This window comes from Candidatus Photodesmus blepharonis, from assembly GCF_000731795.2.
Lineage (GTDB): Bacteria > Pseudomonadota > Gammaproteobacteria > Enterobacterales > Vibrionaceae > Vibrio > Vibrio blepharonis.
This window is the reverse complement of the sequence record NZ_JGVK01000027.1, coordinates 128,897-150,658: the sequence shown is the minus strand read 5'-3', so window position 1 is coordinate 150,658 and position 21,762 is coordinate 128,897. Positions and strand designations below refer to the sequence as shown.

18 protein-coding genes are annotated in these 21,762 nt (G+C 36.6%); 1 reads left to right on the top strand and 17 read right to left on the bottom strand.

The window, feature by feature from the left end; translation table 11 throughout:
* Positions 1-9: 9 nt before the first annotated feature.
* The 4 genes from carA to secA form a co-directional block, all read right to left on the bottom strand.
* A complete protein-coding gene (carA, locus tag CF67_RS03635) occupies positions 10-1,146 on the bottom strand; it encodes a glutamine-hydrolyzing carbamoyl-phosphate synthase small subunit (protein ID WP_034414749.1) in 1,137 nt (378 codons plus the stop codon).
* A gap of 331 nt (positions 1,147-1,477) precedes the next feature.
* Positions 1,478-2,290 (bottom strand): 4-hydroxy-tetrahydrodipicolinate reductase, encoded by an 813-nt coding sequence (dapB, locus tag CF67_RS03630; RefSeq protein WP_034414747.1) that lies wholly within the window; start codon positions 2,288-2,290, stop codon positions 1,478-1,480.
* A gap of 87 nt (positions 2,291-2,377) precedes the next feature.
* Entirely contained in the window at positions 2,378-2,809 is a 432-nt protein-coding gene (gene mutT / locus CF67_RS03625; protein ID WP_052538117.1) for an 8-oxo-dGTP diphosphatase MutT, read from the bottom strand.
* Positions 2,810-2,890: 81 nt separating this feature from the next.
* Positions 2,891-5,515 carry a preprotein translocase subunit SecA gene (gene secA, locus CF67_RS03620; protein WP_034414536.1) on the bottom strand — a complete coding sequence of 875 codons (2,625 nt, stop codon included), beginning with the start codon at positions 5,513-5,515 and terminating at the stop codon, positions 2,891-2,893.
* 234 nt (positions 5,516-5,749) lie between these two features.
* On the opposite strand from secA, the gene CF67_RS03615 reads away from it, so the two are divergent.
* The gene (locus CF67_RS03615) at positions 5,750-6,259 is read left to right on the top strand and encodes a DUF721 domain-containing protein (RefSeq protein ID WP_172642391.1); all 510 of its coding nucleotides are present in this window, start codon (positions 5,750-5,752) and stop codon (positions 6,257-6,259) included.
* Positions 6,260-6,287: 28 nt separating this feature from the next.
* Here the strand turns inward: CF67_RS03615 and lpxC are convergent, their stop codons facing one another.
* The 13 genes from lpxC to ftsL form a co-directional block, all read right to left on the bottom strand.
* Positions 6,288-7,205 (bottom strand): UDP-3-O-acyl-N-acetylglucosamine deacetylase, encoded by a 918-nt coding sequence (lpxC, locus tag CF67_RS03610; RefSeq protein WP_034414534.1) that lies wholly within the window; start codon positions 7,203-7,205, stop codon positions 6,288-6,290.
* Between the two features lie 9 nt (positions 7,206-7,214).
* Positions 7,215-8,402, bottom strand: coding sequence for a cell division protein FtsZ (ftsZ, locus tag CF67_RS03605; protein WP_034414533.1), 1,188 nt, complete (start codon positions 8,400-8,402; stop codon positions 7,215-7,217).
* Positions 8,403-8,439: 37 nt separating this feature from the next.
* Positions 8,440-9,699 carry a cell division protein FtsA gene (gene ftsA / locus CF67_RS03600; RefSeq protein ID WP_034414531.1) on the bottom strand — a complete coding sequence of 420 codons (1,260 nt, stop codon included), beginning with the start codon at positions 9,697-9,699 and terminating at the stop codon, positions 8,440-8,442.
* Positions 9,692-10,474 carry a cell division protein FtsQ/DivIB gene (locus tag CF67_RS03595; RefSeq protein WP_034414530.1) on the bottom strand — a complete coding sequence of 261 codons (783 nt, stop codon included), beginning with the start codon at positions 10,472-10,474 and terminating at the stop codon, positions 9,692-9,694. The genes ftsA and CF67_RS03595 overlap by 8 nt, the downstream gene beginning before the upstream one ends.
* A gap of 176 nt (positions 10,475-10,650) precedes the next feature.
* Complete coding sequence (murC, locus tag CF67_RS03590) at positions 10,651-12,120, bottom strand: UDP-N-acetylmuramate--L-alanine ligase (RefSeq protein ID WP_034414527.1); 1,470 nt, start codon at positions 12,118-12,120, stop codon at positions 10,651-10,653.
* Between the two features lie 13 nt (positions 12,121-12,133).
* Positions 12,134-13,195 carry an undecaprenyldiphospho-muramoylpentapeptide beta-N-acetylglucosaminyltransferase gene (murG, locus tag CF67_RS03585; RefSeq protein WP_034414741.1) on the bottom strand — a complete coding sequence of 354 codons (1,062 nt, stop codon included), beginning with the start codon at positions 13,193-13,195 and terminating at the stop codon, positions 12,134-12,136.
* Positions 13,182-14,381: a cell division protein FtsW gene (ftsW, locus tag CF67_RS03580; RefSeq protein ID WP_052538092.1), complete on the bottom strand. Its 1,200-nt coding sequence runs from the start codon at positions 14,379-14,381 to the stop codon at positions 13,182-13,184. Before ftsW ends, murG begins: the two co-directional genes overlap by 14 nt.
* A 1-nt stretch (position 14,382) precedes the next feature.
* The gene (murD, locus tag CF67_RS03575; protein ID WP_034414525.1) at positions 14,383-15,720 is read right to left on the bottom strand and encodes a UDP-N-acetylmuramoyl-L-alanine--D-glutamate ligase; all 1,338 of its coding nucleotides are present in this window, start codon (positions 15,718-15,720) and stop codon (positions 14,383-14,385) included.
* 45 nt (positions 15,721-15,765) lie between these two features.
* On the bottom strand, positions 15,766-16,848 hold the full coding sequence (gene mraY / locus CF67_RS03570; RefSeq protein WP_034414523.1) for a phospho-N-acetylmuramoyl-pentapeptide-transferase: 1,083 nt from the start codon (positions 16,846-16,848) through the stop codon (positions 15,766-15,768).
* Positions 16,829-18,205, bottom strand: a complete 1,377-nt coding sequence (locus CF67_RS03565; RefSeq protein WP_034414521.1) for a UDP-N-acetylmuramoyl-tripeptide--D-alanyl-D-alanine ligase — start codon at positions 18,203-18,205, stop codon at positions 16,829-16,831. The genes mraY and CF67_RS03565 overlap by 20 nt, the downstream gene beginning before the upstream one ends.
* Positions 18,205-19,689 (bottom strand): UDP-N-acetylmuramoyl-L-alanyl-D-glutamate--2,6-diaminopimelate ligase, encoded by a 1,485-nt coding sequence (gene murE / locus CF67_RS03560; RefSeq protein WP_034414519.1) that lies wholly within the window; start codon positions 19,687-19,689, stop codon positions 18,205-18,207. Before murE ends, CF67_RS03565 begins: the two co-directional genes overlap by 1 nt.
* Before the next feature lie 19 nt (positions 19,690-19,708).
* Positions 19,709-21,436 (bottom strand): penicillin-binding transpeptidase domain-containing protein, encoded by a 1,728-nt coding sequence (locus CF67_RS03555; protein ID WP_052538115.1) that lies wholly within the window; start codon positions 21,434-21,436, stop codon positions 19,709-19,711.
* An 8-nt stretch (positions 21,437-21,444) separates the two neighbouring features.
* Positions 21,445-21,759 (bottom strand): cell division protein FtsL, encoded by a 315-nt coding sequence (gene ftsL, locus CF67_RS03550; RefSeq protein ID WP_034414513.1) that lies wholly within the window; start codon positions 21,757-21,759, stop codon positions 21,445-21,447.
* Positions 21,760-21,762 lie beyond the last annotated feature (3 nt).

Sequence of the window (21,762 nt, the reverse complement as noted above, 5' to 3'; positions counted from 1 at the left end):
TATGTTCTCCTAGGCTATATTCTGTTTAACCAAATCAATAAAACGATCAAATAACGGTGCTGCATCATGTGGACCAGGACTGGCTTCTGGATGCCCTTGAAAACTAAATGCTGGTTTGTCTATACGTCGAATACCTTGCACAGAACCATCAAACAAAGATCTATGTGTTGTTTTTAAGTTTCTAGGTAATGTTACTTCATCTACTACAAAACTATGATTCTGTGAAGTTATCATTATTACACCATGTTCAATATCCTGAACTGGATGATTTGCACCGTGGTGACCGAACTTCATTTTTACTGTTTTGGCACCAGAAGCTAAGGCTAAAATTTGATGACCTAAGCAAATACCAAAAATTGGTAAACTTTTTTCTAAAAAAACCTTTGTTGCTTCAATAGCATATGTACAGACTTCAGGATCACCCGGACCGTTGGATAAAAAGACACCATCCGGATTTAATTCCAGTACATCTTCGGCTGACATTTCTGCAGGAACAACCGTTAATCGACAACCACGATCGACCAACATACGCAGAATATTACGCTTTACACCGAAATCATAGACAACGATATGATATGGCAATTTCTCATCTTCTACTTCAGAAAAACCCCTATCAAATCTCCAAGAACCTTGCTTCCAACAATATATTTCCTTTGTTGTGATCTCCTTGGCAAGCTCCATTCCCTTTAAACCAGGAAATTTTCTTGCTTCAGACAAAGCCAACATCCTATCAGGTTTTTCTCCAGAAATAATACAGCCATTTTGTGAACCTTTTTTACGAAGAATACGAGTTAATTTACGAGTATCAACATCAGCTATACCAACAACATTCTGAGAAATTAAATAATCTGAAAGAGATTGTTCACTGCGAAAACTAGAAAACGCCGAAGGGAAATCACGAATTATGAGACCTTTCGCATGAATTAAGGAAGATTCTTCATCTTCTAAACTAACCCCAGTATTACCTATATGAGGATAGGTAAGCGTAATAATTTGTTGGAAATAAGAAGGATCAGTCAGTATCTCTTGGTATCCTGTCATCGAAGTATTGAAAACCACCTCACCAACTGATAAACCATACACACCAATAGAAATACCATAAAATTCCGTTCCATCCTCTAGCACTAATAATGCTGATTTACTCAAGATACCTCCAGAATAAAAAACGCAAAAATCGAACTTTAACCTCATCTTCTCTAATTTATATTTATTGCTAAATCAAGAAGGTTTTAGATAATCCTCAGACAGTCTAAGGATGTATACAATACGTGTCAACGTTCATCAATGACATAAAAGATAATCGCTATAGCAATAATATAAAAAGATAGCGCACGAAAGACCTGAAAAACAAGTTTGTTATTCAATAAATAATTAAGTCAAATCCAACAATTCATATATAATGAATGGATAATTTAAGGCTTTGCTTTAAAAAATTATGATGAATATTTCATGTAAACACCGAATAAAGTAGTATAAGCTAAAGATTGCTTAATCCTAAAACATCGATCATAGTAAAAAGACCTGCATCTTTCTGACAATTTAACCAAGCAACAGCTCTAATAGCACCATTAGCAAAGGCCATACGATCTGAAGCTTTGTGAGTAATTTCTATACGCTCAGCAACGCCAACAAACATCACAGTATGCTCACCAACGATATCACCAGATCTTATTGTTGAAAAACCAATTCCTCCATTAATACGTTCAGCACAATTAGAATCTTGGTTGTAAAAAGCCACATCGCTTAAATTGTTTCCCATGGTCTCAGCAATCACTTCTCCCATCCTAACGGCTGTTCCAGAAGGTATATCAACTTTGCAACGATGATGAGCCTCAAGTATTTCAATATCACAACAACTTCCCATTACCTTTGTTGCTTTTTCTAGCAGTTTTAGAATCAAATTGATACCTATGCTATAATTCGGGGCCATCACAATAGCTATTTCTTTGGCTGCTTCTTCAATAAAAATACGTTCCTTATCACTGAATCCTGTTGTACCTATTACCATTTTTTTATTATGCTTCTTACAAAACTTGACATTTTTTAAAGTGTTCTCTGGTATCGTAAAATCTACAAGAATATCGAAATCTGGTGTCGATTCATCTAAACTATCTTTTAAAACAACTTTATCGTTAACCTCGCCATATAGCTCACCAATTTCTACTCCAATAAAGGAAGAACCTGGACGCTCAAAACCTGCTACAACAATCATATCTTGATTCAAATGAGTTACCTTTGCCAAGCTACGTCCCATTCGACCTGCTACTCCTGAAATTCCAATCCTTATCATTTCAACATTCTCCATGTTATCTCAAATTCCAAGTGTAGAAATATAACGAACATATAAAATTTTCTGAATCTATTTTTCACAATAGTATTATCTGACTGGACCTAAATTAAGACATAATCCACCGCCTAACAATTTTTTAATATTCTGCAAGATGCGTGTATTAGCTTCAGGGAACTGATAATTTTCCAATTCATTTATTTTCACCCATCTTCCTTCCTGTCCCTCTTTCCCAAATGGATAATTATCAAACCTATATACTACAAAAAAATCGAGTTGTAACCTTCTATCCAAATAACAGTGGAATAAACCTCCAAAATAACTAAACTTTTTGACGACTATTCCTACTTCCTCGTTTAATTCTCTAACTAACGCCTTTTCTGGATTTTCTCCAACCTCAATTTTACCACCAGGAAATTCCCAGTAACCACCTTTATGCAAATTTTTGAAACGCTTAGTGATAAAGATCTTTGATTTAGTACGATTCAAAATAATCGCTGCAACAACATGAAAAAATTTCACCATATAATTTTTAGCATTTAACCTCATCCTTAAACAAATAAAGTCGCTCAAGCGACTCTGTTTTATAGGGCATACGCCATGCTAATCTACTCTTCCATGACAATGCTTGTACTTCTTACCACTCTCGCATGGGCAAAGTTCATTACGACCTATCTTACGTCCTTCACGCATTACAGGATGAACTTGAACATGTTGAACTTCTTGCTTTTGTTGAACAGAAATTTTTGATAATGTCGAAACTGCATCAAATTTGAGCGAATCTAGAAAACGCCCAAATAGCTCAAAAGATTCACGTTTGTATTCCTGCTGAGGATTTTTTTGGGCGTAACCGCGCAGATGAATACCTTGACGTAAATAGTCCATAGCGACTAAATGCTCTTTCCAAAGAACATCCAAAGTTTGTAACATAACTGATTTCTCAAAATTACGAAGCACCAACTTTCCCAATAATTTTTCTTTCTGTTTATAAACCCTAGTAGCTTCTTCTAAAATTTTTTTGTATATCTCCTCTTCTCTCAACTGATCATCTAAATTCAACCAAGATTGAATCGATACATGAAGATCAAAATCATTTTTTAAACGTATTTCAAGATCAGCTATATTCGATATCCCTCCTTCCAAAGAGTGCAAGGGAACATATTCATCAATTACTGAGGTAATCACATCACTACGATTTTTTTCAAGTATTTCAGTAATAGTATCAACACTCATAAGTTCATCTCGAAGCTCATAGACTACCTTACGCTGATCATTTGCAACATCATCATACTCAAGCAATTGCTTACGAATATCAAAATTACGACCTTCCACTTTACGTTGAGCTCTTTCAATAGAACGAGATAACAGCTTACTCTCGATTGCTTCACCTTCATCCATACCACTCTGAATAAAACCTGCAATACGATCAGATGTAAAAATACGAAGCAAAGAATCTTCCATTGACAAATAAAAACGCGAAGATCCAGGATCACCCTGACGACCAGACCGACCACGCAACTGATTATCAATACGACGAGACTCATGACGCTCAGTACCTATAATATGCAACCCACCCGCTTCAATCACCTGATTATGAAGAATCTTCCATTTCGCTTTAATGACACTGATTTGTTCTTGAGTTGGATTATCAAAAGATGCAACTTGTTCTTTCCAACTTCCACCTAACACAATATCAGTACCGCGACCAGCCATATTAGTTGCAATTGTCACCGCGCTTGGCATGCCAGCTTTAGAGATAATTTCAGCCTCATGTTCATGAAATTTAGCATTTAATACATTATGTTTAATATTAGCTTTACTTAGAGCATTAGAAAGTAATTCTGATTTTTCAATGGAAACTGTACCAACAAGAGAAGGCTGACCTTTTTTAACACGCTCTTTAATATCTTCAATAATCGCTCTGAATTTCTCAGTTTCAGTGCGATAAATCATATCTGGCATATCATGACGAATCATTGGCTTATTAGTTGAGATCACAACTGTCTCCAATCCATAGATTGATTGAAACTCAAATGCCTCAGTATCTGCAGTACCTGTCATGCCTGACAATTTTTCATATAAACGGAAGTAGTTCTGAAAAGTAATTGATGCCAAAGTTTGGTTCTCATTTTGAATTTTTACTCCCTCTTTCGCCTCCACCGCTTGATGTAGACCTTCAGACCAACGACGGCCTAGCATTGTGCGTCCCGTATGTTCGTCTACAATAATAATCTCATCCTTATGAACAATATAGTCAACATTCTTCTCATACAACACATGCGCACGTAAAGCAGCATTAACATGATGTAACAAACTAATATTACTTGGCGAATAAAGAGTATCATCCCTTTTCATCAAATTATTTTGAAACAGCAGTTCCTCAACAAAATCTTGACCTGTTTCAGTTAAGTAAACCTGCTTGGATTTTTCATCAACTGTATAATGTCCATCACCTCGATAATCCTCTGAATCCTCTTTATCCTGTCTACGCAAAAAAGGAATCAACGAATTAATAGAAGCATAGAGATCAGAACTATTTTCTGTAGGCCCAGAAATCACAAGAGGAGTACGAGCTTCATCAATCAAGATCGAGTCTACTTCATCAACTACAGCAAAAAAACGCTCACGTTGAACACGATCCTCACTACGGAACACCATATTATCACGCAAGTAATCAAAACCAAATTCATTGTTTGTACCGTATAAAATATCAGTTTGATAAGCCTCTTTTTTTTCTTTCACCAACATATTAGATATGTTTACACCAACACTCATATCAAGAAATTCAAAAAGTGGACGATTAACCTCTGCGTCACGCCTAGCTAAATAATCATTCACCGTTACAATATGAACTCCTTTACCTGCTAAAGCATTTAAATAGGCAGGTAAAGTAGCCGTTAAAGTTTTTCCTTCACCTGTACGCATTTCTGCTATTTTTCCAGAATTGAGTACTATCCCTCCAATTAGTTGCACATCGAAGTGTCGCATCCCACATACACGCTTGGATGCTTCACGCAATGTTGCAAATGCTTCAGGAAGTAAATTATCCAGTGATTCACCTTGCTTAATGCGTTGACGAAACTCGATAGTCTTTTCTTTTAAATTACTGTCGGAAAAAGATACGAACCTAGATTCATAGTCATTAATTTTCTTTACAATTTTCTTAAGAAAACATAATGTTCTTTCATTGCGACTACCAATAAATTTAGTTAGTAGCTTAGTGATCATTTATTTAAAATCTCTCTTCCAATATGCTTCAACTTTTTTTATATGTAAGAATACATGAGATAAACTATACGCCAGTAAAACCATGATAAAAAATAAATTTCAAAGCTCGACTATAACCAACGGATTATATTTAAACAACTTCAACGGTAAAAAACACTACTTATTTTAAAAGTTTTGTTACTTTTATATCTATTATATATAAACTTCTATTATTACATGAACATATGGCTTAGAATGCCCAAAGATAATTCAGCAATGATGCCATTTATGAGAAATCATCGCCCAACTTTATTTCAGAACCTTATCTCAAAATCGGAGCTCAATTCGATTCAAAAGCATGCGGAAAAACTTTTAAAAATTAATCAGGAATTAAAAAAAATTCTTTCTAAAAAAACAGTTAATTATTATCGCGTAGCAAATGTGAGAAAAAACTGCTTAATTATTGAAAGTGCTAGTGCCTCATTAAAAATAAAAATTGATTCTGACATTCCAATGATCTTAAATCGATTAAAAGATAGTGGTTTCGGCTATCTAACTAAAGTGAGGATTAAAATCAATCCAGATTTATACAGAAACAAGCAGTTTAACTATATGACTAACAATCCAGAAAAAGAACCTAAAACACCATCAAAGCACACCACTCAAGCTATATTGATGAGCTCAAAGATTACTTCCTCAAAGATTCAAAAACGATTAAAAAAATTAGTAGAACTTGGAAAAATAAACAAAAAAAATATCGATTAACTTTTAGTACAAATTTTTCATAAATCAGCTATGCCGACAATAAACCAGGCTCAGCAAAAGCAACTGGCGAGCCAACTGCTTCTTCAAACACTGCTAATTCCCATGCTTCTTCGTCTGCAAGAAGAGCTCTTAGTAATCGATTATTTAATCCATGTCCAGACTTGTAAGCACGAAATTCGCCTACGATAGCATGCCCACACATATATAAATCACCAATAGCATCGAGCACCTTATGAGCAACAAATTCATTTTCAAAACGAAGGCCTTCTTCATTAAGAATTCGATATTCATCCAACACAATCGCGCAATCAAAACTACCGCCAAGACACAAATTTTTCAGTTGAAGACATTCAATATCATGCATAAAACCAAAAGTTCTGGCACGTGCAATCTTTTTTAAAAAACTTTGAAATGAAAAATCAAAACGTAAATGCTGTTGATCAGAGTCAATTGCTGGATGATTAAATTTAATCTTAAAATCCATACGAAAACCATTATATGGGACAAGCTCTGCCCATTTGTCACCATCTTCAAAACGCACTGTCTTCTTAACACGAATAAAGCGTTTAGGCACACTCAAAGTTTCGATACCAGCTTGTTGTAATAAAAAAACAAAAGGACTAGCACTACCATCCATAATAGGGACTTCAGATGCATCAACTTCAATAATAACATTATCAATGCCTACACCTGCAAGTGCAGCGTTTAAATGCTCAACTGTCGCAATACGCACGCCTATATCATTAACCAGTGTTGTGCACAGCGTAGTATCACGAACGGATTCTGGATTAGCTGGAAAATCTACGGGAGGATTAAGATCAGTGCGACGATAGATGATACCAGCATTTGCAACAGCAGGACGAAGAGTAAGCGTCACCTTACGACCAGAATGGAGACCCACACCAGTAGTCTTAACTATTTCCTTTAAAGTACGTTGTCTGATCATATATCTCCCTCAATCAGCCTGACGACGTAAAAACGCTGGAATATCCAAATACCCACCATCTTTTTCCGATTTTGTTCTCAAACCCTGACTATTTTCTAGCGATACAGCAGAAGGTTGAGAAATTATTGGGGAATTTTCCGATACAGACTGTCCTAGCGTATCCTCAATTTTTACTGCTTTTTGAGAGGAATAAGCAATCTTAGCTTGAGTACCCGAAGTCAAGGCAATGTCGGACTGCTTCTCGGCACCGATACCTGTTGCTACAACGGTAACTCGAATTTCTTCAGTCATATCAGGATCTAAAGACGTTCCAATCACAACTGTTGCATTATCAGAAGCAAATTCTTTAACAGTGTTACCTACAATTTCAAACTCATCTAAACGCATATCTAAACCAGCAGTAATATTCACCAGAACGCCGCGCGCACCAGCCAAATCAATATCTTCAAGCAAAGGACTAGAAATTGCGGATTCAGCTGCTTCCTCAGCACGATCTTCACCTTTAGACACACCACTCCCCATCATTGCATGACCCATCTCAGACATAACTGTGCGCACATCTGCAAAATCAACATTAATCATACCAGGACGAGTAATAAGCTCTGCGATGCCTTGCACTGCATTCTTGAGAACATCATTCGCACTGGCAAAAGCTTCAAGCAATGTGATACCTCGGCCTAAGACTTTTAATAATTTCTCGTTTGGAATCGTAATCAAAGAATCAACATGCTTGGAAAGTTCTTCAATTCCTTGCTCTGCAAATGCCAAACGCTTTTTACCTTCAAAACTAAATGGCTTGGTCACAACAGCCACAGTCAAGATACCAAGCTCCCTGGTAACTTCAGCAATGACAGGAGCAGCACCAGTTCCAGTTCCTCCCCCCATACCAGCTGCGATAAACACCATATCAGCACCATTTAAAACTCCTTTAATTCTTTCACGATCTTCTAGAGCAGCTTCACGACCTACCTGTGGATTTGCTCCTGCACCAAGACCTTTTGTGATATCGCCACCAATCTGAATAACACTGCTTACACTTGTTTTGCGCAATGCCTGAGCATCAGTATTAACACTGATAAATTCTACGCCTTCGATGGATTCACGCACCATATGTTCTACAGCGTTTCCGCCACCACCACCAACCCCGACAACTTTAATTATAGCATCATCGGACATTTCCATCATCGGTTCAAACATGTGTTATCTCCGTTTTTCTATTTCTTTCTAGACCAGATTAAAACTCTTTTTTTATCCAACTACGCAAACGACCAAAAAAATTCAACACAAACTGAGGTTTGAATGCACTACATCCAACATCCTCGCTTACTTGATTATCTTTCGCATAATGAAGCAAACCGACCACTGTAGAATGATATGGTTCTTTGACGCAATCCGTTGAAGTAGCAACTTTTAGTGGCTTACAAACTCTAACTTGATTACGAAATACCCGTTCAGCACATTCTGCCAAACCATCTATTTGGGAAGCCCCTCCAGTAAAAACAACACCAGCTGAAAGATAATGTTTAACACCATCGTCACGTAACTTACTTTGAACTACATCAATAGTCTGATTAACTAAACCCATTAGTTCAGTATAGCGTGCTTCTATCACCTCAGACAATGTCTGTCTTTCTAAGCTACACACACGACCACCAATACTTGGAACATTAATTGTGTCACCTTTACGAATCATTTCGCTCATTGCACAACCATATTTAATTTTAACTTCTTCAGCACTGCTAAGAGACATACCAAATGCAAACGCAATATCACTAGTAACCGCATTACCTGCATAAGAAAAAACTTCAGTATGACGAAAAAAACCACCAGTCCAAATAGATACATCCATCGTGCCAGCACCAATATCAACTACACACACACCAAGTTCACGTTCATCATCAGTAATAACAGCATTACTAGCAGCTAAACCTGAATACACAAGTTGGTCAACTTTAAGTCCACAGCTTTCAACAGCTTTAATAATATTTCTAGCCATAGCGCTATGACAAGATATAAGATGAACACTTACTTCTATACGAAAACCAGAAAGTCCAAGTGGATTTCTAATACCGTCTTGAGAATCAATGGTAAATTCTTGTGGGATCACGTGCAAAATTCTTTGCTCATTGCCGATCTTTATTGATTTAGCCGTATGAATTGCACGATCCATATCTTCTTGAGACACTTCTTGATCTGAAATCGTGCCCATACCCTTTTCTATTCGACTTGCAATATGAGAATCAGAAAGTGATAAAAACACATCACTAATTTGATATTCTGCCATTAATTCAGCCTTGTCTACTGCTCGTTGAATAGATCTAACAACTGACTCAAGATCATTAACTCCTCCCTTTTTCATACCTCTAGATGGAGTAGTACCTGCTCCCAGAACGTTAATCTGTCCATCAGGCAAAACCTCGCCAAGCAAAGCTGATACGTTTGCGGTGCCTATATCAAGAGCGACAATAACATTGTCACTAGATGGCTTACTCATATGCGCTCTCTTGTCCTAACTTCTGCTTGCGTAGCCAACCAACAGCGGCTCCGGTATCATATCTTAGATCAATATAATCAACTTGTTCGGCATTACTTCCCAAATTTTTATAAAGCGTTGAAAAACGCTCTATTCGCTCGTTTAATGATCTTTTACCAAATTTAAGATAAATACCATTATCCAAAATAATCTGCCAGGCGCGACGCTCATTCAAAATTAAAGAGGCAATATTTAGACCTAACTCTTGAAAAACAGGTGATACATTGTTCCAAACAGCTAAAACTTCCTGATGACTATTTAATGGTCCATATAGTTTGACTCGATCACCTTTTAGTTTGCCAACATCAGCCTTAAATACATCTCCTTTCTCATTTAAAAATCGGTCTTCATTCCAAATAGCTACAGCATTATATTCACTTAAAAAAATCTTAATTGTATCAGGCCATTGTTTACGAATCGAAACATGTGACACCCAAGGGATTGAGGACAAAGCATTTTGCAGGATATTTATATCTTGAGACATAAATGTTCCAATATTTTCCAACTGACCAAAAGCCAGCTGTACATCCCTCGCTGTAACGTAATCCAAATCACCCTTAAGTACCATTTTAGAAAGTGGTAAACGCTGCTCATCCCACATCCATGACAATGTTGAGTAAAGAAGAGAACCAATAGACGCTAGAACTACTAGCAAAAATAAGCCACCAGGAGTATGTCGTTGTACTAGAGATACATAAGACAAACAACTATTTTCCCCTAAAGCATTCTTTATCAAAGCATGCTATCCTCGCTCGATTTTAAATCCCTTGAATTTTTCAAAAGAAGAAAGTAACACGCAATGTTAATGTTTTTACCCGTAATTATACTAGGCTAATTGAAAGTATCAAATACAGAAAGTGATAAATTAAAAGATTGAGATACACAAACTGCTCAAAACTTCACAAAACATTTCTATATCTCTGATATAAACTGCATTCTATTAACATTTAACTGAAGAGTAGCAAGCTGCTTCGCTACTTTACCAATATCACCTGCACCTTGAGTTAACACTAAGTCACCGTCTTGTAAAATATTGGCTAAAACTGAAAGTAAAATTCTTTCTTTTTCAATAAAAATTGGAGCAACTATCCCACGATTACGAATTGTTTGACATAAAGAACGACTATCTGCACCTAAAATGAATTTTTCACCAGCAGCGTAAACATCAAGCATAATCAACACATCAACCTTTTCTAGTACATTAACAAAATCATCATACAGGTCACGAGTACGACCATAACGATGAGGTTGAAAAATCATTACCAAACGTTTTTCCGGCCAACCAGTGCGAGCTGCCTTAATAGTAACATTAACTTCTGTTGGATGATGCCCATAATCATCAACAAGAACAACCTTCCCTTTTCCTGTATTAAATTCACCTAAATAGTCAAAACGACGCCCAGTTCCTTGAGTTTTAGCCATTGCTGACAATATTACTTTATCGTCGATGTTATCCTCTGTTGCTAAAGCGATAGCTGCTAAAGCATTTAGTGCATTATGACGACCTGGAATATTAAGTGTAATATCCAAATCTTTTTTGCTACGACGGAGTACAGTAAACTTGCTCTGCAAACCCTGCTGATGATAATTTTCTAGCCGTACATCTGCACCTTCTGAAAAACCGTACGTAATTAATGGACGACTTATTTTAGGTATCAAGGTACGTAGAACAGGATCATCAACACATACTATTGCTTGACCATAAAATGGTAAGTTGTGCAGAAAATCTACAAAAGTCTCCTTTAAGGTTTCAAAATTTCCACCATATGTATCCATATGATCAGCTTCAATATTAGTAATTATACTTACCATAGGTTGCAAATGCAAAAATGAAGCATCGCTTTCATCGGCTTCCGCAATAAGAATACGACTGGATCCTAAACGAGCATTACTACCGGCACTTTTAATTAAACCACCATTTACAAAGGTTGGATCTAATCCAGCTTCTGAGTAAATTTGGGTAACTAAGGCGGTAGTAGTGGTCTTTCCATGAGTTCCTGCAATTGCGATCCCATGGCGAAAGCGCATCAATTCAGCTAACATTTCTGCGCGGCTAACAACAGGAACACAACGCTTACGAGCTGCAATAATTTCTGGATTTTGTTTACTAATAGCAGTTGAAACTACTACCACGCTTGCTTTTCCTATATTGCTTGCTTGATGATCAAGATAAAAAATAGCACCCTTACTAATCAATCGACTAATTATAGAAGTTTCATTCACATCCGATCCACTGATGTGATAACCTTCATTGAGCAACACTTCTGCGATACCACTCATTCCGGCACCACCAATACCAACAAAATGAATAGATTTCACACGACGCATCTCAGGAACAACAGCGCACACTTTAATCAGATCTCTACTACCTTTCATGATCATGAATCTGAACTCATCACTTTGCTAAAGCAATAATTGCATCGGCCACTATTTCTTCAGCTCCAAACTTTGCTGCTTTGCGAGCATTACTAGCCATTTCAATAAGAAGCTCTCTGTTTAGCATAACAATCTCATCAACGAGAGCATGCACAGTTAATGTTGACTGCTCAATTAATTTTGCTGCACCACATTCTACTAAATACTTAGCATGAAGCACTTGATGGCAATCCTTATGAGTCAATGGAATAAAAATAGCTCCGATACCAGCAACTAAAACCTCAGATATAGTTAAAGCACCAGAACGAGATATCAATAGATCTGCCCAATCGTAAGCTTGTGCTATATTATCAATAAACTCAACTACTTCACTCTGTGTAACATCAGCCTGTAAATAAGATTCAAGAACACTTTTTTGCTCACCCCTTCCAGTTTGATGCAAAACACAATAACCGTTACCCAGCTTAAACATTACTTTAGGCATGATTTCATTTAGGATTCGTGATCCTTGACTACCCCCTATCACTAAAATACGAATAGGACCAATTCGTCCTTTCATACGATCTCGTGGAAAATCTAATTCCGTTACTTCGGCACGCACTGGATTACCTACCACTTCTGCTGCCGAAAATGCACCCGGAAAAGCTTGAAAAACCTTCTTAGCAATTTTTGCTAGCCATTTATTCGTTAAACCAGCGACCATATTTTGTTCATGTAACACTAAAGGAACGCCGCTTAACCAAGCAGCAATTCCTCCTGGTCCACTAATATATCCTCCCATACCAAGTACCACATCAGGTTGCCAACTTTTGATATACTTCCTAGTTTTTATAATTGATAAAAAAATCTGGAAGAACACTTTAAGTAAATTCAAAACCCCTTGTTCTGAAAAACTACTGATTTTTATAAAACTAATTTCAATACCCTGCTTCGGTATCAAATCTGCTTCAATACGGTCAGCGCTACCAAGCCAAAAAACTTTCCAACCTCGTCGTTGAAGTTTTTTAGCAAAGACCAGTCCTGAGAACACATGTCCCCCAGTTCCTCCAGCCATTACCATTATTTTTTTATTCTTTTTCATTAATTTTTTTATCTGCAGAATAACCATTCTGGAGCAAAAACCTACATTCGTAGTCAATACGCAACAAGATAGATATTGCAATAGACATAACAATTAAGCTTGAACCACCATAACTAATCAATGGTAACGTAAGCCCTTTAGTCGGAATGATACCTACAACAGCACCTACATTAACTAATGTTTGAAACGCAAACCAAATACCAATGCCAAACGCCAAATAACCACTAAAAAATTGGTTATTTTTAAAAGCTTGCTCACCAATAAAAATAGCTTTCATAACCAAAACGAAAATTAACATAAGAACTAAAACAACACCGACAAAGCCTAGCTCTTCAGCTAACACTGCAAGTACAAAATCAGTGTGAGCTTCTGGCAAATACTCAAGTTTTTGAACTGAATTTCCTAATCCCTGACCAAACCAGGCACCACGACCAAATGCCATTAATGACTGAGTCAACTGATAGCCACTTCCAAATGGATCTTGCCAAGGATCTAAGAAGGAAGTAATTCTCTGCATACGATAAGGCTTAGCCACTATTAAAGCAATAATAGCTATAACTCCGGAAACCATAAGTGCAATAAATTGTGATATCTTTGCTCCTGCAATGAAAAGCATACCAAATAAAGTAACTAACATCACAATTATTGTTCCAAAATCTGGCTGACCAAGTAATAAAATAGCTAAAGATGCAAACACTATCATAGGCTTCATAAATCCACCAAAGAAAGTTTCTTGCACTTCTTGTTGTTTACGAACTAAATATCCTGCCATAAATACAAATAAGGAAAGCTTAGCAACTTCTGCAGGTTGAAAATTGAACACACCTAAAGAAATCCATCGAGATGCACCATTGACTGATTTTCCCATGACCAATACAAATACTAAGAAAAGGAATGAGATAGCAAGCAAAATTGAACTATACTTAAACCAATAGTGCAATGAAATTTGCAAAATTACCGCTGATATAAACAAGGCTAAAATTAAAAATACTGAATGACGAAACATAAAATAGAAAGGACGATTTGTTAGACGTATACTGATCGGAACAGAAGCAGAAGCTACAACAAGTAAACCTATCATCATTAAGCAGAGTGAAATCCATACCAACTGTCTGTCAAAAATGAGCTTAGAACTATAAGGATAAACAAAAAACGTTTTCAGCTTGGAAAAGGTTTTTAACAGCATCTTAATTATCACTCAGTCTAAGACTATTTTTGGCAAGTTTTTCAAATATCTCACCTCTCTCCGAAAAATTTTTAAATTGATCCAAGCTAGAACAAGACGGTGATAACATTACTACATCACCCTCTTTTAAACTTGCATCTATTGCAATCACAATAGACTCCATCGAATTGTATAAACTAGCAGATGGATGTAAGAACATAAACTTGCCTCCATCAACGCCAAAACAACACAATTTTACATCTAAACTTGCTAATACTAATTTTAACTCAGAAAGATCAGCACCCTTACTATCACCACCAAGCAATAAATATAAAGTCCCTTGACACTCTATACCAGATAAGGCTGCCAAAGTAGCAGCAACGTTAGTAGCTTTTGAATTATTGATCCATTTGATTCCGAATTTATCCACAATAACTTGACAGCAATGCTTTAAACCTCTATAGGATTTGAGCACATCCACAGCTTTACTGTAGTCCACACCGATTTCTGATAGCAATGCCAAAGAAGCCAAAACGTTAGCAACATTGTGGCGACCAACAAGAGAAAGTGAACTAGAGGCAATTACTGGTTCATTATGTACAGTTAAAAACTCCTGCGCACCATATTTACGAACACCAAAAAAAAACGATTGATTAAATCCAAATACAAGTAATTTTTTAGAGAAATTATCCGGGAAAGTTTGCGAATCATCTCCATTAACAACACATGCTTTAGCATGATTAAAAATGCGCAATTTAGCTTGACGATAATCTGTTATACATCGATAACGATCTAAATGATCTTCTGAGAAATTTAAAAATGCAGCAGCAACTAACTGTAAACTTGAGGTAGTTTCTAATTGAAAACTTGATATCTCTAAAACGTACAGCTCAACTTCATCCTCAATTAAATCCAAAGCTGGGGTACCAATATTCCCACCAACCGCAACTTTCAGCCCATTTTCCTTTGCTATTTTTCCGGTTAAATCAGCGACTGTACTTTTACCATTTGAACCCGTGATAGCAATAATAGGCTTATTTATTACCTGCCATGCAAAAAGCTCAATATCACCAACAACAGGGATTCCTTGTGCAACTGCCTGCTTAATTTCTATTGTAGAAAGAGAAACTCCTGGATTAACTACAATTATATCAGCGCTAAATAACCAATCACAATTCCATCCACCTTCATTTAACTCTATTGAATCTGGAAGATTCTCTTTGCCTGGAGGATCCATCCTAGTATCAATCACTCTAATCAATAACCTTTTAGGCAATTTCTTTAAGTGATTAACGACGGAAAGACCAGTAACACCAAGTCCAACTACTACTACATTTTTAATTGTTTTCCAACGGTTCATTGCGCTAATCCAACAGAGTGATTTGTCAGGTATAAAAACGTGCTTCTATCGAATTTTTAAGGTTGCTAAACCAATTAAAACCAAAACAATTGATACGATCCAAAATCGAACAATTACACGTGGTTCAGGCAAACCTTTGAGTTCGTAATGATGATGAATAGGCGCCATACGAAAAATACGCTGACCACGTAATTTATACGAACCTACCTGCAAAATCACTGATAATATTTCCATTACAAAAACGCCGCCCATAACGATCAAAACAAACTCCTGACGAACTAGTACAGCAATAATCCCTAAAGCCCCGCCGAGCGCTAATGAGCCAACATCCCCCATAAACAGCTGTGCCGGATAAGTATTAAACCATAAAAAACCTAGACCAGAACCAACAACAGCTGTGCATACAACAACTAGTTCCGAAGTTTGAGGAATATAGGGAATGTGTAAATAATTAGAAAAATTTACATTACCAGTTGCCCAAGCGATAGCAGCAAAACCAGCAGATACTAAGACAGTTGGCATAATGGCTAGTCCGTCTAAACCATCAGTCAAATTTACTGCATTGCTTGTTCCAACAATGACAAAATAAGTTAATACAATGTATCCCAACCCAAGCTGTGGTAGTAATTCCTTAAAGAAAGGGATGACCAATTGTGTAGCAACGGTGTTTTTACCATAAGCGTAAAGCAGTGATGCTAAAGTTAAAGCAATCATTGATTGCCAAAAATACTTCCAAGGGGCAAGTAAACCATCAGTGTTTTTGCTCACTACTTTACGATAATCATCTACAAATCCAACAGCTCCATATCCAACTAAAACAAAAAGAACAGACCATACATAAAGGTTCGATAAATCCGTCCAAAGTAAAACTGTAACAATAATAGAAACAAGAAGCATTATTCCACCCATTGTTGGTCGATCACGCTTGCTAAAATGCGATTTAGGGCCGTTAGTACGAACAACCTGACCAATCTGAAGTAATCTCAAGCTCCTAATCAAATGAGGTCCCATCAACAACGAAATCATTAACGCAGTTAAAACGCTAACAATCGCTCGAAATGATAAATATTCAAACAACCTAAAAAAGGAAAAATATGGCTGTAATAACTTAGAAAGCCAAATGAGCATTGATGCTTCTCCTTAATAAAAGCACTAGTTTATTCATTTCAACACTATTAGCCCCTTTAAATAATAAAGTATGACGCTTATCATTATGTTTCTCGATCTTATGTTTTATGTATGTAACCATATTTCCGTAAGTATCAAAATGTAATCCATGACAAATATCGCTAATTAATTTTACATCACTACCATACGTGAGAACATACTCAAAATTGAATGAAGCAGCATATTCTCCAACTTGACGATGAAGTGTAAGACTTTCACTTCCTAACTCTGTCATGTTACCCAAAATTAGCCAACGTAAACCTTCAAAAACGCCTAATAAATCAACCGAAGCTTTCATAGAAGGGACACTAGCATTATAAGTATCATCAATAAGCTTAATTTTCTCTGTTAATTTAATGAGTTCAACACGACCTTTTACTTTAACTAGACGTAGTAAACCACATCTAATTTCAGATAAATCAATCCCAAATTGCAGGGCCAGAGAACTTGCAGCAAGCGCATTAGAAACATTATGTTTCCCAACTACGCTTAACTGAATATCACAAGTTCCCTGGGGAGTATGGAGACAAAACTGAGCCTTTCCATCAATATCAAGAGTAATTCGAGATGCATATACATCCGCATTTTTATTATGCTTAGAAAAAGTGATAACCTTTTTATCTAATAGAAAAGGCTCCCAACATTGACCACCATTGCTATCTAAATTTACTATAGCAACTGAACCTGATTTTAATCCTTGGTAAATTTCTCCTTTTGCACACTTTACTCCTTCAATAGAACCAAAACCTTCCAAATGTGCTGCACCTACATTGTTCACTAATGCAATATCAGGTTGAACTAAAGATACAGTATAGGCTATTTCACCAATGTGATTCGAACCAAGTTCAATAACAGCATAATCATCTTGTGGTGTTGAACGCAATAAAGTCATAGGAACACCTATTTCATTATTAAAATTTCCAATCGTGAAAAGAACTCGACCTTGTTTTAATAAAATATTCACTAACATCTCTTTCACGGTGGTTTTACCACAACTTCCAGTAATAGCAACTGTCGGCATCCCACAATTTTGATGAACCCAAGCTCCCAGCTGTCCTAACGCAAGTGTTGTGTCTCTTACAACTAACTGTGGCACAGAAACATTGAATGGCTTATTAACCAATAACGCCTTAGCACCCTTGCCTACTGCTTGGTAAACAAAATCATTCGCATCAAAATTTTTACCAACTAAGGCTACAAATAATGCATCACGAACGACACTACGACTATCAGTTGAAACATCTGAAATTTTAAGATCTTTTCCAATAAGATATCCGTTCAGCAGATTAGACAACTGCTTTAAGGAAACTGTAATCATCAATTAATTCCTAATAGCTGCCGCACAGATTCGCGATCAGAGTAATGTATTCTCTCATTAGCCATAACTTGATAATCTTCATGACCTTTACCTGCTAAAAGAATAATATCTTTTCCCTTCGCTTGACTTAGTGCAAAACGTATTGCTTCATAACGATGATGTTCAACATAAGCAAGTAAGGGATATTTCAAACCTTTAAGCATATCTTCAATAATCAATTGTGGCGATTCACCACGAGGATTATCATCGGTTAGGACAATCTTATCCGCTCGTTTTTCTACGATTGCAGCCATAATTGGACGCTTGCCTCTATCTCGTTCTCCACCACAACCTAAAATTACCCACAAATGACCGGAACAATGGGTACGCAACGCTATGAGAGCTTTTTTCAACGCATCAGGTGTATGCGCATAATCAACAACAACCTTAGCTTTACCTGACGCTTGAAATAACTCCATACGTCCTATAACCGGTACTAATTTAGAGGAACTTTCAATCAATTTTTTTTTATCGAAACCAAGAGCCAATAAACAAGAAAAAGCTAATAATAAATTCGAAGCATTAAACGCACCAATAAACGGAGCCGATAATACACCTTTTCCATACTTACCAGAAAAAGAAATTTTAATACCAGAATTAGAATACTCGACTAATTGAGTAAAAACAGAGCTTGAAGTAGTAGGAGATGTAGAAAGACAAACTGCTAATGCGTTTGGTAAACGTTTCAACCATGAAGAGCCTATTTTGTCATCAGCATTGATGATTATTTGCTGACAAGAATGTTTGCTAAAGAGAGAAAATTTTGCTTCAGCATATTCTCGCATGTTAGCGTGATAATCTAAATGATCGCGACTTAAATTGGAAAATATACCTGCAGAAAATTTTAATGCACCTACTCTTCCTTCTTGTAATCCATGAGAAGATAGCTCTAATGCAGTGTACTCAGCACCCTGTTGTTCTAAATCACTTAGTATATGCTGAATTTCTAAAGCATTACCTGTAGTGTTAGCCGTCTTTTTCAAATTATCTAAAAAACCATTCCCTATTGTACCCATAACAGCTGCTCTCTTCCCAAGCAATTCTAACCATTGAACAATGATCTGAGAAATTGTTGTTTTGCCATTGGTTCCAGTAACACCAATCAAAGTATTTGAGTTATTTTGGTAAAAACGTCCAGCTAACTCAGACAAGTGCATATTCAAATTTTTAATATAAATAATAGGTACATCAGCTATATATTCAATTCTACCATGAGCGTATTGAGAGCAAGACTGAGCCAGGACTATGTTAGCTCCAGAACTTATTGCATGGCCAATAAACCTTCTGGCATCAAAAACATACCCAATTAGCGCAATGAAAGTATCTCCTTGAATTATTTTTCGACTATCTAACTCCAAACGCTGAATAGGTAAATCGGAAAAAATAGTATTCGATAATTTAATCCAGGGAAAAATTAACTGAGCAAGCGTAATATCAGAGGCCATGGCAACACTTTTATCTTCACTACTTATTTCTTAATTTATTTTCATCATCAGGTGCGATATTTAAGATTTGTAATGCACCTTGCATAATTTCTGAAAATACAGGAGCAGCTACTGAACCACCATAGTAATTGTCTCCCTGAGGTTCATTTACAACGACAACTAATGCTAATCTAGGATCGCTGACGGGAGCCACTCCAGAAGTATAAGCAAAATATTCATCACCATATCCACCAATAATCGCTTTACGTGATGTTCCTGTCTTCGCGGCTACCCGATAACCAGGCACTGCTGCTTTACTCGCTGTTCCTCCAAACTGAGTAACCGTTTCTAGCATAGCTAAAACTTCTTTAGCGGTATTGTAATCTACAATTTGTCGAGATAAGCCTTTTTTTTTGTTTTCAACAATATGTATTGGTTGGTATTTTCCATAATTGCCCAAAGTTGCATAAGCATGTGCCAATTGCAGAGGTGTAATAGCTAAGCCATAACCAAACGCTAAAGTTGCAATCTCAAACTTAGACCAACGAGGACGATTTTCAAAAATGCCGGCTGTTTCCCCCACTAAATTCAGATCTGAAATCTCGCCGAAACCAACTGAACTATAAATTCCTAATAATGTTTCCAACGGAATATTTAAGGCTAATATTGCCATACCAACATTACTCGATTTCTTTAGTATGGTGCCAAGATTAGCCTTACCTACTTTGAATATATCACGTACGCGACTACCACCAATTCGCATAATACCATCACCTGTATCAATTAGAGTATCTTTGTTTACTATGCCGTTTTCTAGCGCTGCGAGTACTACAAATGGTTTAACAGTTGAACCTGGCTCAAAAGCATCAGTTATAACCCGATTACGCATTTTAAAAGACTGCATATCAGATCGATTGTTAGGATTATAAGAAGGAGCGTTAACCATAGCTAATACCGCACCAGCTTTTATATCAAGCAAAACAGCTGAACCTGATGTTGCTTGAAAGTCTGCTACTGCTTGTTTGACAGCACGAAATGCTATTGCCTGCAAACGCTGGTCAACAGTCAACGCCAAAGATTTGCCTTCTTCTCGCTTCTCTAAAGAAATGTTTTCGACCACTCGTCCATAACGATCTTTACGAATAATATGTTTACCAGCTTCACCGCTTAACCACTGGTCATAACTATGCTCAATACCTTCTAAACCATGTCCATCAATACCCACAACACCAATAACGTGAGCACTAACTTCTCCAGCTGGATAATAGCGACGAGATTCAGACTTTAAACCGACACCTGGAAGTTTTAACCCACGAATATAACTCGCCATTGCAGGACTAACTTGACGTTGCAAATAAATAAAACGACGACTACAATTTTTTTTAATTTTTTCAACCAAAACACCTCGATTAAGTTGTAATACGTCAGCTAATGCATACCAACGATCCAAATTATCTAAACCATTTTCGTTGAAAATAACAACAGGATCAGCCCAAACTGCTTCAACAGGAACGCTAACAGCAAGCGGTTCGCCATTACGGTCTGAAATAATTCCGCGAGCAGAACGAAGAGTCTTAGAACGAATTGAACGCATATCACCTTGACGAATAAGATTATCAGGCTCAATAATTTGTATATAACATACTCTTCCTATTAGAATGGAAAACGAAGTACAGATCAAAAAAAGTACTAAATAAAAACGCCAACGTATTAATAATTGTACTTTTTGTTTCCCCTCTCTTTTATTAAGACTGAATTCCACCTTGATACTCTTCACTACGGACTTATAATAATTTCCTTATCTGAATCGGGACGTTGCATATTCAGCTCTCCTTTTGCTATTTCTTGGACACGACTGTGATCAGACAAAGCTGTTTCTTCCAGAATAAGATTATACCACTCATCGCTTAATCTATCATGTTCAAGCAACATTTGATTTTTTTCAAAAATAGCTTGTCTAGAATGATGAGTAATAAATACAATCGCAACTGCACTTATAAAAATAAGCAACAATAAGATCAGAGGAAAACGTCCAACCGTAAATAAGTCCTTGGCAATAATCTTAGCTAAATTAGAATGTACGTTATGCACGAG

Bases quoted from the DNA above. Each gene is read 5' to 3' on its own strand.
- dapB (WP_034414747.1), bottom strand. From the start codon at position 2,290: ATGATAAGGATTGGAATTTCAGGAGTAGCAGGTCGAATGGGACGTAGC.
- secA (WP_034414536.1), bottom strand. From the start codon at position 5,515: ATGATCACTAAGCTACTAACTAAATTTATTGGTAGTCGCAATGAAAGA.
- CF67_RS03615 (WP_172642391.1), top strand. From the start codon at position 5,750: ATGCCCAAAGATAATTCAGCAATGATGCCATTTATGAGAAATCATCGC.
- lpxC (WP_034414534.1), bottom strand. From the start codon at position 7,205: ATGATCAGACAACGTACTTTAAAGGAAATAGTTAAGACTACTGGTGTG.
- ftsZ (WP_034414533.1), bottom strand. From the start codon at position 8,402: ATGTTTGAACCGATGATGGAAATGTCCGATGATGCTATAATTAAAGTT.
- ftsA (WP_034414531.1), bottom strand. From the start codon at position 9,699: ATGAGTAAGCCATCTAGTGACAATGTTATTGTCGCTCTTGATATAGGC.
- murC (WP_034414527.1), bottom strand. From the start codon at position 12,120: ATGATCATGAAAGGTAGTAGAGATCTGATTAAAGTGTGCGCTGTTGTT.
- murG (WP_034414741.1), bottom strand. From the start codon at position 13,195: ATGAAAAAGAATAAAAAAATAATGGTAATGGCTGGAGGAACTGGGGGA.
- ftsW (WP_052538092.1), bottom strand. From the start codon at position 14,381: ATGCTGTTAAAAACCTTTTCCAAGCTGAAAACGTTTTTTGTTTATCCT.
- murD (WP_034414525.1), bottom strand. From the start codon at position 15,720: ATGAACCGTTGGAAAACAATTAAAAATGTAGTAGTAGTTGGACTTGGT.
- mraY (WP_034414523.1), bottom strand. From the start codon at position 16,848: ATGCTCATTTGGCTTTCTAAGTTATTACAGCCATATTTTTCCTTTTTT.
- CF67_RS03565 (WP_034414521.1), bottom strand. From the start codon at position 18,205: ATGATTACAGTTTCCTTAAAGCAGTTGTCTAATCTGCTGAACGGATAT.
- murE (WP_034414519.1), bottom strand. From the start codon at position 19,689: ATGGCCTCTGATATTACGCTTGCTCAGTTAATTTTTCCCTGGATTAAA.